The organism is Bacillus paramobilis, assembly GCF_038096195.1.
GTDB classification, from domain to species: Bacteria; Bacillota; Bacilli; order Bacillales; family Bacillaceae_G; genus Bacillus_A; species Bacillus_A mobilis.
In genome coordinates this window covers 792,059-804,657 of sequence record NZ_CP151108.1, presented here as the reverse complement: position 1 = coordinate 804,657, position 12,599 = coordinate 792,059, and the positions used below count along the sequence as shown (strand labels likewise).

General features: G+C 35.6%; 15 protein-coding genes and 1 pseudogene. 10 read left to right on the top strand and 6 right to left on the bottom strand.

The annotated features are described in order from the left end of the window. The first annotated feature begins 5 nt into the window (after positions 1-5). From acuA to AABL52_RS04180, 4 genes are all read left to right on the top strand, one after another. Positions 6-638, top strand: coding sequence for an acetoin utilization protein acetyltransferase AcuA (acuA, locus tag AABL52_RS04195; RefSeq protein ID WP_000581408.1), 633 nt, complete (start codon positions 6-8; stop codon positions 636-638). 17 nt (positions 639-655) lie between these two features. Further along, positions 656-1,300, top strand: a complete 645-nt coding sequence (locus AABL52_RS04190) for an acetoin utilization AcuB family protein (protein ID WP_000634568.1) — start codon at positions 656-658, stop codon at positions 1,298-1,300. Beyond that, positions 1,297-2,463 carry an acetoin utilization protein AcuC gene (gene acuC / locus AABL52_RS04185; protein ID WP_341518959.1) on the top strand — a complete coding sequence of 389 codons (1,167 nt, stop codon included), beginning with the start codon at positions 1,297-1,299 and terminating at the stop codon, positions 2,461-2,463. The genes AABL52_RS04190 and acuC overlap by 4 nt, the downstream gene beginning before the upstream one ends. 121 nt (positions 2,464-2,584) lie before the next feature. Then, positions 2,585-3,451 carry an alpha/beta fold hydrolase gene (locus tag AABL52_RS04180; RefSeq protein ID WP_341518958.1) on the top strand — a complete coding sequence of 289 codons (867 nt, stop codon included), beginning with the start codon at positions 2,585-2,587 and terminating at the stop codon, positions 3,449-3,451. Positions 3,452-3,502: 51 nt separating this feature from the next. Here the strand turns inward: AABL52_RS04180 and AABL52_RS04175 are convergent, their stop codons facing one another. From AABL52_RS04175 to AABL52_RS04165, 3 genes are all read right to left on the bottom strand, one after another. After that, positions 3,503-3,727: a hypothetical protein gene (locus tag AABL52_RS04175; RefSeq protein ID WP_341519692.1), complete on the bottom strand. Its 225-nt coding sequence runs from the start codon at positions 3,725-3,727 to the stop codon at positions 3,503-3,505. Between the two features lie 164 nt (positions 3,728-3,891). Beyond that, positions 3,892-4,581 (bottom strand): response regulator transcription factor, encoded by a 690-nt coding sequence (locus AABL52_RS04170; protein ID WP_098238034.1) that lies wholly within the window; start codon positions 4,579-4,581, stop codon positions 3,892-3,894. 1 nt (position 4,582) lies between these two features. After that, positions 4,583-6,037 (bottom strand): sensor histidine kinase, encoded by a 1,455-nt coding sequence (locus AABL52_RS04165; RefSeq protein ID WP_097845541.1) that lies wholly within the window; start codon positions 6,035-6,037, stop codon positions 4,583-4,585. 149 nt (positions 6,038-6,186) lie between these two features. Between AABL52_RS04165 and AABL52_RS04160 the strand changes: the two genes are divergently transcribed. The 3 genes from AABL52_RS04160 to mscL all read left to right on the top strand — a co-directional run bounded on the left by AABL52_RS04160 (position 6,187) and on the right by mscL (position 8,403). Further along, complete coding sequence (locus AABL52_RS04160) at positions 6,187-6,867, top strand: ankyrin repeat domain-containing protein (protein ID WP_341518957.1); 681 nt, start codon at positions 6,187-6,189, stop codon at positions 6,865-6,867. A gap of 79 nt (positions 6,868-6,946) precedes the next feature. Further along, positions 6,947-7,873 carry a Gfo/Idh/MocA family protein gene (locus tag AABL52_RS04155; RefSeq protein WP_098238032.1) on the top strand — a complete coding sequence of 309 codons (927 nt, stop codon included), beginning with the start codon at positions 6,947-6,949 and terminating at the stop codon, positions 7,871-7,873. 128 nt (positions 7,874-8,001) lie between these two features. Next, positions 8,002-8,403: a large-conductance mechanosensitive channel protein MscL gene (mscL, locus tag AABL52_RS04150; RefSeq protein WP_061680139.1), complete on the top strand. Its 402-nt coding sequence runs from the start codon at positions 8,002-8,004 to the stop codon at positions 8,401-8,403. Between the two features lie 49 nt (positions 8,404-8,452). On the opposite strand, the gene AABL52_RS04145 is transcribed toward mscL, so the two are convergent. Further along, positions 8,453-8,725, bottom strand: a complete 273-nt coding sequence (locus tag AABL52_RS04145; protein ID WP_000636600.1) for a DUF3917 domain-containing protein — start codon at positions 8,723-8,725, stop codon at positions 8,453-8,455. A 148-nt stretch (positions 8,726-8,873) separates the two neighbouring features. Here AABL52_RS04145 and AABL52_RS04140 point away from each other — a divergent pair. From AABL52_RS04140 to AABL52_RS04130, 3 genes and pseudogenes are all read left to right on the top strand, one after another. Next, positions 8,874-9,169, top strand: a pseudogene (locus tag AABL52_RS04140) (hypothetical protein). An 80-nt stretch (positions 9,170-9,249) separates the two neighbouring features. Then, a complete protein-coding gene (locus AABL52_RS04135; RefSeq protein WP_341518956.1) occupies positions 9,250-9,486 on the top strand; it encodes a DUF3949 domain-containing protein in 237 nt (78 codons plus the stop codon). A gap of 1 nt (position 9,487) precedes the next feature. After that, on the top strand, positions 9,488-9,850 hold the full coding sequence (locus tag AABL52_RS04130; RefSeq protein WP_341519691.1) for a DUF4288 domain-containing protein: 363 nt from the start codon (positions 9,488-9,490) through the stop codon (positions 9,848-9,850). A 34-nt stretch (positions 9,851-9,884) separates the two neighbouring features. Here AABL52_RS04130 and ccpA read toward each other — a convergent pair whose 3' ends face one another. Both ccpA and AABL52_RS04120 read right to left on the bottom strand, forming a co-directional pair. After that, a complete protein-coding gene (gene ccpA, locus AABL52_RS04125; protein WP_001103291.1) occupies positions 9,885-10,883 on the bottom strand; it encodes a catabolite control protein A in 999 nt (332 codons plus the stop codon). 608 nt (positions 10,884-11,491) lie between these two features. Further along, the gene (locus AABL52_RS04120; RefSeq protein WP_097845547.1) at positions 11,492-12,508 is read right to left on the bottom strand and encodes a CamS family sex pheromone protein; all 1,017 of its coding nucleotides are present in this window, start codon (positions 12,506-12,508) and stop codon (positions 11,492-11,494) included. Between the last annotated feature and the right edge of the window lie 91 nt (positions 12,509-12,599).

The following is a 12,599-nucleotide window of genomic DNA, read 5'->3' as shown; positions in this document are numbered from 1 at the left end:
ATACATTGATTCATAAGAAAATATATAATGCTAGAAACTTAAAAACAGCGAAAGGCACTTTAATTATTGAAGGTCCTGTCTCTACACATAGCTTAGAAATGTATAAATTTCATCCAGATTTAATTGCGTTTCGTCCTGCCGAGCAGCAATATAAAGCAATTGTCGAAATTTCTAAATTACCAGAAGCTCGTCTCATTATTGCTAGACATGACCAAACGATTGTTGGATATGTTACATACCTGTATCCTGATCCACTCGAACGATGGTCAGAAGGAAAAATAGAAAACTTAATTGAACTCGGGGCGATTGAAGTTGTCCCTGCCTTCCGCGGTTGCGCTGTCGGAAAGAACTTATTAGAAGTTTCAATGATGGACGACCATATGGAAGATTACATTATATTGACGACTGAATATTATTGGCACTGGGATTTAAAACAAACAGGCTTAAATGTTTGGGAGTACCGAAAAGTAATGGAAAAAATGATGAATGCTGGCGGTTTACAATGGATGGCTACAGATGATCCTGAAATTTGTTCGCATCCTGCTAACTGTTTAATGGTCCGCATCGGTAAACGCGTTGATACGGATTCTATTCAAGCATTTGATCGTCTACGTTTTCACAATCGTTTTATGTATTAATAAAGGGGGCAACTGGAATGATTGTAGAAGAAATTATGAATCAAGATGTGGTGACACTACATCCAAACGATACAATTGAAACAGCAATCCGAACGATACGCACGAAAGGCATTCGGCACATTCCAATTGTCGATCAAAATAATCATGTCGTAGGCATTATTTCTGATCGGGATGTAAGAGATGCAAGTCCGTCTATTTTAGATGAACAAGTTTCACTCGATATGCTGAAGCAACCACTTGAACTGATTATGAAACATCCTGTTATGACTTGCCATCCTCTCGATTTCGTTGAGGAAATTGCTACTTTATTTTTTGAAAATAAAATTGGCTGTCTCCCTGTTACAAAAGCAGGAAAGTTAGTAGGAATCATCTCTGAATCTACTGTACTGCACACGTTAGTGAAATTAACAGGAGCACATCAACCGAGTTCACAAATTGAAATTCAAGTAAAAAATGAACCTGGCATTCTCGGAAAAGTCGTTGCCATTTTTAGTGAGTTACAAATAAATATCGTGAGCGTTCTCGTCTATCCAGCAAAAGATGAGAATGATAAAGTACTCGTTTTCCGCATTCAAACGATGAATCCGCTAAAAGTGATTGATGCACTTGAAGCAGAAGGCTACCGCGTATTGTGGCCGAACATTATGGGGATGCAAGCATGAGTAGCGCTTTTATTTATTCGGATGACTTTCGGGGCTATTCGTTTAGCCCTGATCATCCTTTTAACCAATTGCGCGTCACACTCACGTATGATTTATTACAAAAGGGCGGTTTTATCTCTCCCTCCCAAATCATCTCACCACGGATGGCTACAGATGAAGAGATTGCCTACGTTCATACAGAGGAATACATAAATGCGGTAAAACGTGCTGGAGAAGGTAAGTTAGAAAAATCAATTGCGATGACATATGGACTCGGAACAGAAGATACACCGATGTTTCCAAATATGCACGAAGCAAGCGCATTACTCGTTGGTGGTACGTTAACTGCTGTCGATGCTGTTCTTTCCGGGAAAGTAAAACACGCACTTAATTTAGGCGGCGGCTTACATCACGGCTTCCGTGGCAAGGCGTCTGGATTTTGCATTTATAACGATAGTTCCATCGCAATGAAATATATACAGAAAAAATACGGTTTACGTGTTTTATATATTGATACAGATGCTCATCACGGTGATGGTGTACAGTGGTCTTTTTACGACGATCCTAACGTATGCACCATTTCACTACATGAAACGGGGCGCTATTTATTCCCTGGAACTGGCGCTGTAAATGAACGCGGACAAGGTAATGGCTATAGTTATTCTTTTAACGTTCCACTCGATGCTTTTACAGAAGACGAATCGTTTTTAAATTCATATCGAACTGTCGTAAAAGAAGTTGCAGCCTACTTTAAACCGGATATTATTTTATCGCAAAATGGCGCTGACGCACATTATTACGACCCGCTTACACACCTTTGCGCAACGATGAATATTTACCGTGAAATACCGAAGCTCGCTCGCGAAATCGCTAACGAATATTGCGAAGGTCGCTGGATTGCTGTCGGCGGCGGTGGCTATGACCACTGGCGCGTCGTCCCAAGAGCTTGGGCACTCATTTGGCTCGAAATGAACAACATCCAAAACATCTCAGGTTATCTCCCTCCAGAATGGATTGACGCTTGGAAAGGACAAGCCGAAACAGAACTTCCCCTCACATGGGAAGATCCAGACAACATGTATAAACCTATCCCCCGTAAACCAGAAATTGAAGAAAAGAATGCATTAACTGTAACGAAATCCCTTGAAATTATTCGGAATAATATGAAAAAATCTTTGTACTAAACGAAAAGGAGGCTCGTTTTTGAATAGCCTCCTTTTATTTATTGTCGACTGTTGTCGGTAAGTCGATATATTTCGAGTTGCGCTGATATATTTTATTTCATAATTAACTGGTCCAACTTTTATGAGAAAAGGTAGTGATATTATGTGGACACAACAAATAATTAACACAAAACGTGGCACATTTGAACTCTTTACAAAAGGAAATGGCGAGCCACTTTGCATTACACATCACTATTCACAATTTAATGAAACTGGTGATTACTTTGCGGATGTTTTCACTGCTACGCATCGTGTATTCCTCATTAATTTACGAGACGCTGGTAACTCAGCAAAAGCCAATTCAGAAAAAGAATTAAGTATGATTGAAACAGTTCACGACTTAGAAGCAATACGAGAAGCATTGCACCTTCCAATATGGCATTTCGCCGGTCATTCAACAGGTGGTATGCTTGGACTTTTATATGCAATTACATATCCAAATTCCTTACAATCATTAGCCTTGGCCGGAGCTGCAGCAAGTAACTATACCGAAACACCATTTTGTATTTATCACCCCGCACATCCACAGTTTCATTATATGCAAAAGCTCATCGAAAACTTAAAAACCCCTCACCTTACAAATGCAAAAAGAAAAGAACTATCTACTAATAGGACAAAATTATCATTGTATAAACCCGAAAACCATAACTCTTATTTTAGTAAACCAATCCAAAAAACAATGTTCGCTAGTCGGATGAATGCTTTCGCCAATGAATATCCTTCATTTGATTTAAGAGAGCATTTATCTTCCATCCAAACAAAGACTCTCATTATATGCGGAAGACATGATGTACAGTGCCCGATTCAATATTCTATTGAGATGCATAAGGGTATACGTAATTCTATCTTCATTCCATTTGAGAACAGCAACCATTATCCTTTTTTAGAAGAAGCTGCTCAGTTCACTTCTACTACTCAAACATTTTATAAATCGTTCCGCTATTATTAAGGAAAGCTTGCAGTCTCTATAAGACTATGAGCTTTTTTCAAAAGAAATATTTCACACTAAAAACAGCAAGAAGAACAAAAAAATCATCAAACCTACATCAATGAATATCGACTTTTTATCTCCTTCTTTTATACTCATCATAAAATTAGAAATTATTTTAATTCCAAAAAAGACCATCATAAATAACCCACCGAAATGATCATTTGTAGAATCTTCATCATAAAACATTTGTATTGCACCAATAATTAATAAAATAAGTATGATATTGGTTCCAATCTTTAAAGCCTTGGTTGATTTATTATCTTTTCATGTATCTCCCAAAATGTAGCACGCCCTCTCATGCTCTCCTATGTTTTATCTCTCTTTATTTTTTAACATAAATTACCTTTTTCTTTTCGTTCGAATAACATAAAAAACCTGCCAATGACTCGGCAGGTACATTACACGTTAAAGCGATAACCAGCTCCCCACACTGTTTCAATATATTGCGGGTGAGCGGGATCTCTTTCAATTTTTTCACGTAGCTTTCTAATGTGAACAACGACAGTGGCTAAATCGCCAGCTGAGTCTAGTCCCCAAATACGTTCAAATAACTGTTCTTTATTTAATACTTGGTTTGGATGCGTTACAAAGAATGTTAATAAATCAAATTCCTTCGTTGTAAACGCGATTTCTTCATTGTTTATACAAACTTTTCTTGCTCGCTGATCAATAGAAATTCCGTGAATGTATAACGTATCGCGTTGCTTACTCACATTCCCTGATAATCTTTCATAACGAGAAATATGCGCCTTTACCCTTGCGACTAATTCACTTGGACTAAACGGTTTCGTTATATAATCATCCGCCCCTAAACCGAGTCCGCGAATTTTATCTATATCTTCCTTCTTTGCTGAAACAAGTAAAATTGGAATGTCCTTTATAGCACGTATTTGTTTACAAATTTCAAAACCGTTCATTTTCGGAAGCATAATATCTAAAATAATTAAATCATAATCTTCCTGAAGAGCCATTTGTAGACCTACTTCTCCTGAATGTTCTACATCGACTTGAAAATCACTAATTTCTAAATAATCTCGCTGTAATTCTGCAATACTTATTTCATCTTCTACTAGTAAAATTCTCTTCATTCTACTCACCACATTCCTGTACTTTTTTCAATGAGAAGAAAATACTTGTACCTTCCCCAAGCTTACTTTCCGCCCAAATTTCCCCACCATGTTCTTCAACAATTTGCTTCGCTATCGCTAAGCCAAGTCCACTTCCACCTGTGCTAGAGTTTCGCGATTGCTCTGCACGATAAAACCGCTCAAATATATACGGCAGCGTATCAGCTTCTATACCTGACCCATTGTCCATCACTTTCACAATGACTGTATTGTTATCACTTAATACTGTTACAGTAATTTTCTTCTCTTCTTTATCCATGTATTTCACACTATTATGAATTAAATTGGATATCACTCTATTTATCTTTTCGCAATCGGCCGTTACATATAGTGGTGATGAATGTAATTGTAAGCGAACTTCTATACCTTCCTCACTTAAATCCATCTGCATCTCTTCCAACAATTCCTGCATAAATACGTTTAATTCTATCGTTTCAAACTGAAAAGGAACTCGATTCAAATCTAGCTTCGAAAACAAAAAGAGCTCATCAATGAGTGTATCCATATGTTTTGCCTTCGTATGAATCGTTGTTAAATACTTATCCATTTTTTCTGGCGTATTTGCGACTCCATCTTTTATGCCTTCTACATATCCAATAATAGATGTAATCGGTGTTTTTAAATCATGAGATATGTTTGAAATGAGCTCTTTTCGATTTTCTTCATACTGTGTTTGCACTTCAATCGATTCTTTTAACTTCTTCCTCATTTCCTCAAATCCTTGATTTAATTGCCCGATTTCATCGTGCGATGTAACTGGAATTTGAAAATTTAAATCCCCTTCTTTAATTCTCCCAGTCGCATTTTTCAATACAAAGATTGGCTTTATCACACTTCTTGAGACGAAATAGCTTACTAGCCCTATAAGTAAAATGGCTAACAGTAAAAGCGCTACGAACAAAATCGGAAATAACTTTTGTGTAAGATCTACAAATGAACTTTGTCTTTTTAGTACAAATATACTCCCTTCTTCATCCCCCGGAAAATAAAAATCAAATTTTACATATCGATAAAATGTATCGCCTAGTTCCGTTGTACCACGACTATTAATATTTGCTGATTCAAATTTCGGAAGAGCTTCTTTTAAAGATATACTTTCAAATATTTTTGTAGCATAAGAAATGGTTTCTCCCTTTCTTACAACTATTTTCACACCTTCTTTTTCAAGTGATGAAACGAACGATTCATCTAATAATTGTGATTGATTTTTCTTTGCCGCTAATTTCAACTCAATATACGTATTCTCTTCTTCTGGCGTAAGCGGCTTTTGAATATAGGAACTTTTATAGAAATTTTTCACTGATTCCAAGTCTCCTGTTATGGAAAAAACAATTAAAAATCCCGCAACTAATATGAGCGTGATGGAAACGAGAATAACAGCGATATAAGAGAATAAAAATCTTGTTTTAATAGACATATGTTACATCCTCACTTTATCAAACCTTGTTATTCCTAAGCATAAAAATATATGTTCAAATACTCAAGCGATTTTATAGTAATTTTAGCGTCAGTTTATAAAAATTTAATATTCTTGTTTTACAGTTGAAATGAGGAGGTTGAAATTCCATGTTCAAAAAAACATTAAGTATGATCTGTTGCGTAATTTTTTTACAAGGTTGCTCACAAGAACAAGAAGTTAAAAAGGAGATGAAAAACATGGAGACAGCGCTACTAACAGCTACTGAGAAACAAGAAACAACTACTGTTATCTCATTACTCAAAAAAGGGGCTGACATAAATATAACAGACAGTAAAGGACGTACCCCTCTTATGATTGCTACATACAAAAATGATGTAAAAACCGCAAAAGCGCTTATTGAAGCAGGTGCTGACGTAAATATCCAAGACGATATGAAAAACAATCCCTTTCTATACGCCGGTGCTGAAGGTTACTTGGATATTTTAAAATTAACGATTGATGCCGGCGCTGATCCATCACTTACGAATCGTTACGGCGGAACAGCTCTTATCCCCGCCTCTGAACATGGCTATATAGATGTTATTAACGAGCTCCTCACCCGGACATCTATTGATGTTAACCATATAAATAATCTCGGATGGACAGCTTTAATGGAAGCCATCGTACTAAGTAACGGAAACGAAACACAACAACAAGTCATTCGCCTTCTTATTGAGCACGGTGCTGATGTAAATATTCCAGACAACGATGGTGTTACCCCGCTAGAGCATGCTCGTGCTCATAACTTTGAAGAGATAGAGAAGATTTTGTTAGAAGGACGTAAATAAAAAGCTAATCTTTGCCTTCCTCCCCCGCCCTATGCTACATTTAACCCGTTACTTCAATATTAATAAGGTGGGAATATACATGAACAAACCTAAAATTGGGATGATTGGACTTGGAAGTATTGCGCAAAAAGCCTACCTTCCAACACTTACAAAAGAAACAGATTGGAATTTTGTAGGGGCGTTTACACCTAACGCTGAGAAAAGAAAACAAGTTTGCCAGCAATACCGCATGCAAGACTTTCATTCTATTGAAACGTTAGCTTCAGAATGCGATGCAATCTTCGTTCATAGTTCAACTGCTACACATTATGAAATCGTTTCTGAACTTCTGAAAAAAGGAATCGACGTTTATGTTGATAAGCCGCTAGCAGCTACAGTAGAACAAGCTGAGAAACTAGTCGAGTTGAGCGAAAAGCATAACCGAAAATTAATGGTCGGATTTAATCGCAGGTTCGTTCCTATGTATGTTGCGGCAAAAGAGCAAGCTCATAATATTTCATGGGTCCGAATTGAAAAGCATCGCACAAATAAAGTTGGGCCATATACGTACGACTTTACTATGTTAGATGATTACTTACATATTGTAGATACTGCTCGTTGGTTAGCTAACGATGATCTTAACGTCGTTCATAATATGATGCAAATGAATGAAAAGAATGAACTTCTTTACGGACATCATACATATACAACGCCAAGTGGACTGTTACTTTCCACTGCGATGCATCGCCATGCTGGTACAAATTTAGAACAAATTGAACTTGTAACGACAGGGAAAATCATTCGCGTAAAAAATATGAACACATTTGAAGTTGAGCAGGAAAATTCCGTTTCTCAAAGCGGTTCACCATCATGGGATACGACGTTAAAACAACGTGGTTTTGAAGATGCTGTTCATCATTTTATTGCATGTGTACAAGGAAATACAAAGCCTGTTGTAGATGGATTAGAAGGATTAAAAACACAGCAGCTGTTGCAATCTCTACTAAACGATGCAAATAAAAAGTAAAACGGATACATTTTTCAGAATTTACTTTCATTCCCATTTCCCCTTTATTTCTATCGCAAATTTCTATAGAATATGTTGATAGGAATTATAAATTTCATATTGAATCGTGGAAAGGGTGGGATTAACACATGTGGAACGAGTTTAAAAAATTCGCATTCAAAGGGAATGTAATCGATTTAGCTGTCGGGGTTGTAATCGGTGCTGCATTCGGTAAAATCGTTAGTTCTTTAGTAAAAGATATTATCACACCATTACTTGGTATGGTATTAGGTGGCGTTGACTTTACAGATTTAAAAATTACATTCGGTAAATCATCTATTATGTATGGTAACTTCATCCAAACTATTTTTGATTTCTTAATTATTGCAGCGGCTATCTTTATGTTCATTAAAGTATTCAACAAACTAACATCTAAAAGAGAAGAAGAAGAAAAAGAAGAAGAACTACCAGAACCAACAAAAGAAGAAGAACTTCTTGGCGAAATTCGCGACTTATTAAAACAACAAAACTCTTCTAAAGATAGAGCATAATTGAACGGATAAAAAGGCATGTCCCCTCTGGACATGCCTTTTCTATATGCTATAACGTTTCCGAATTCATATGAATAAATAAAATAATACCTGCAACCATAAGTACCATAATACTACCTGCAAATAGTGTAATACCCATGAACATTAAACTTGTGCTCATGTCCATTGATACACTTTCAATAAAAATAGAAATTACATACGTGATAAGGGCAATTCCTGCAAGAATACTTCCTGGAACTAATCGCTTTAAGCCATTTTGTTTTAACGTCATATATGCAAAAATAGCAGTCATACAAAGCGTAATTATCCAAAGAACGATCATCTCTTCTCCCCCCTCACAAGCCTTTTCTTTCTATTATACATGACATTGCCCTATAATAGCTAAATTTGCACTTATGTGACATATAACAAGGAATCATATTATTTTACAGCGAAGTCACCAATAGGTCATATACTGAGGAGGATTTCAATTGGAAGATGATATTGTAGGATACTTTAAACAAGTAGAGCGATTCGATTATATTACAATCGACTTAGACAAAAAGTTTTTTTATATCGAAGTTGTACAACTAGAAACAAATATAACTTTGCTAAAATATCACTTAACTTAGACAAGGATGAAACCATTATTGCTGGCAATGTGAAACAATACGATCCTTCTAGGTTAGAGCATTTAATACAAAATTTTACGCTCACTGCACAAACATGCCTTGAACATAATTTACGAAGTCCTGAAGAACTTTTTGCATTTTGGAAAGGAAATTGACCGCCAGAAAAATGGATATTCTTCATATAAATTGATATAATTACCATATATAAATATTCTTTATAAGGGAGTGTTTCATAATGAGTTGGATTTCACTAATCGTATTAGCCTATTTCCTCATTCTCGTCCCAATACAATATAACTATATTAAGATGCTCAAGACAAAACAGAAAAAAATGAACATGTCACAAAACGAACTATATGACAACATGTCTTATGAAGAATCCCAAATACACTATCACTATCAAAGTAACGTATTTACAATACCTGCTTCGCTTGTCGCAAGTATTATTTATAGAGTGAAACATGCAGCATAATATGTATGCTGTAAAATTATTGTTTGAATCTGTTCATTCTGGTGAGCCTAATCCTACAAAAATGGCTGAGCATTATGAAGGAAATCACGATACACTTTTTGAAGAAAGTATTATTCTTGTTAAAGCAAACAGTTTAGAAGAAGCACACAAACTAGGTGAAAAAATCGCTATGCAATCTGAGGATACGTACGATAACATGTATGATGAGCAAGTGAAATGGACATTTCGAAAAGTGTTGCATGTGTTTGAATTAGACGATACACCATTTGAAACTGGAAAAGAATTATACGCAAGATTTTTACACGTTAAGAAAAATGAAACGGTAGATACAGTCGTACAAAAATACTATCCCGAATACGAATAAAAGCTCACAGCGAATGCTGTGAGCTTTTTTATACTTACTTCGTTGAATCTCTAAATTGGATACGGTGAGGTAAGATAACAGTGTGATCTTCCACTTTTTCTTTGTTCATATACTTTGTTAATAAACGCATTGCTACTGCACCGATATCATACATTGGTTGTACAACTGTTGAAAGTTGTGGACGAACCATTAATGCAAGGCGTGTATTATCGAAACCAAGTACTTCTACATCAGTTGGTACGTTCAATCCAGCGTCTTGTGCTGCATGGATTACACCTAGTGCCATTTCGTCAGAAGATACGAAGATTGCTGTTGGCTTTTCATCACTGCTCCAAAGCTTTTCGAATGCTTCGATACCTGAATCATATGTGTAATCTCCATCGATTATAAGATTTTCATCATATGAAATACCTGCTTCTTCTAAAGCCTTTTTATAACCTTGTAACTTCTTCGCGCTTCCCGCTTTATCAATGAAAGGACCAGAGACGAAACCGATACGCTTATGTCCTTGCTCAATAAAGTGCTTCATTGCGTCGTAAGCTGCTTGTGTATAATCAATATTTACTGATGGCGTTTCATTTTGCTCATCAAATGACGCTGCTAATACGATTGGTACTGGAGACTTTTTGAATTCTTCAATGTGAATATCTGTAATATCTTCACCCATGAAAACAATTCCGTCCACTTGTTTTCCAAGCATCGTATTTAATAAATGGAACTCTTTCTCTTTGTTTTGGTCAGAGTTACTTAAAATGATGTTATATTTGTACATTGTTGCAATATCTTCAATTCCACGAGCAAGTTCTGCATAAAATGTATTTGAGATATCAGGAATAATAACACCTACTGTAGTTGTCTTCTTACTTGCTAGTCCACGTGCTACCGCATTCGGGCGGTATCCTAAACGATCAATTGCTTCTAATACTTTCTTTCTTGTTGTAGGCTTTACATTTGGGTTACCGTTCACAACGCGTGATACGGTAGCCATTGAAACGTTCGCTTCGCGCGCTACATCATAGATTGTTACGTTCATCTCATCGCACACTCCTTCTATTTTTGTTATCTATTTTTATGTATCGGTTACTTGAATGAAAAAAAGACATCAACTCTATTTGCAGATGCCACCAATCGTCCCGAGTTCTTCCTTTTACTAATGATACGATAAAAACGCAGGCTCATACAATATTTTCCCGCAAAAGTTTCGAAAAAATTCGCTTCTTTTCTCGTATTTTCGTATTTTTTATGAAAAAAAGGGTAATTTTTGTAAAAATATAGATATTCCATACGTAGAAACCTTATTTTAAGCAGTACGATAGTAAATGAAATTTATATCGGCGATTTTTCAAATATATCGACCGCAACTCGAAATATATCAGCGATTTTCCAAATATATCGATTACAACTCAAATTATATCACCGATTTTTTAAATATATCGACTTACCGACAGAAACCGACAATGATATTCATTTGTTGCACTGGATCTGGAGGTGCGCGGCGCCCTGTAGAATGCGTTATATCAAGAACGACAGGGGTAAATATATTTCTTCCTTTAAAATTGGTACAGCGGAAATATGACGTGCTCTTTCCCATCGTACATTTTCACTTACAATAAAAAAAGACAGTTTAAACACTGTCTTTTTTTATAAGAAGGAAACGAATGGTTTATCGCCGTTTTTCTCTTTTATAATAATTGCCTCGATTTTACTCTCAGACTTTATCTGCAATTGCACTTTCGCATCTTTAGGCAATTTTTCTAACATACTTTGAGCAGCCAGTTGGGTAAGGGCCATTAATTCTGTTTTACCGTTATATTTAATAACAATATTCATATTTAATGTATCCATTTGATTTTTCTTATAAGAAACCTTAGCATTTACTGGGATAAAATCTCCAGTAGAAAAACCTTTTATTGCATCAGCAAATTCAGTTATTTTTGTATTATCTTCTCCATGTGCTTTTGTAAATTCATCAGAAGGATATGAAAATGCTTGTTCATCGATCGTGCTCCAATTTCCAAGATTCGTATCATTCTTTTGAACGGTAGCACTAGCAATATACGTACCATTTTTTAAAGAACTTGTATTTTCTTGCTTAAAGATAGCAAACGTAATTGGAGATTTATTATACTTGTCATTTTTATTAATAGCTTCAGTAAGTTGCTTGGCAACTTCAGTACCTTTAGACATTGCTTCTTCATTCGATACACTTGACGACATTGCTAACCCAATCACAACACCAGATAAACTTAATTCATTTGAGTTCTGCTTCCCGAAATAGTCTTGCTCTATAATATTTGTCAAAACTGGCGCTTCTACTTTCGCGACTAGCTCATCAATTAACTTCTCTGGAATATATTGATTTAATTGCAGTACATGACTTTCTGTATCAAATTGCTCTTTCGCAATATTCATTAAACCATTTTCATACTCTGCTAAATCTAATTTAGAATTCGTTTTTATATTAGCTGTATTTATAACCTTTTGTTCTTTTAAAGGAATTACAGTTCTATAATAATCTTTAGAAACAGCAGTTCTCGGAATCATACTTTTTTCTTTCGTATCCTTTTGTATAACTTCATCCTTCTTACTAATCGTATTATTACTACAAGCTCCTAGTAATAAACTTACGACCGCGAAGGATAATGCCATTTTCTTCATTACTTAAAACCTACTTTCAACAATCTAGTTATTTAATTTGAACTATTAACAGTGTACCATTAAATATATTTCAACAAAAACAAAAAAAAGA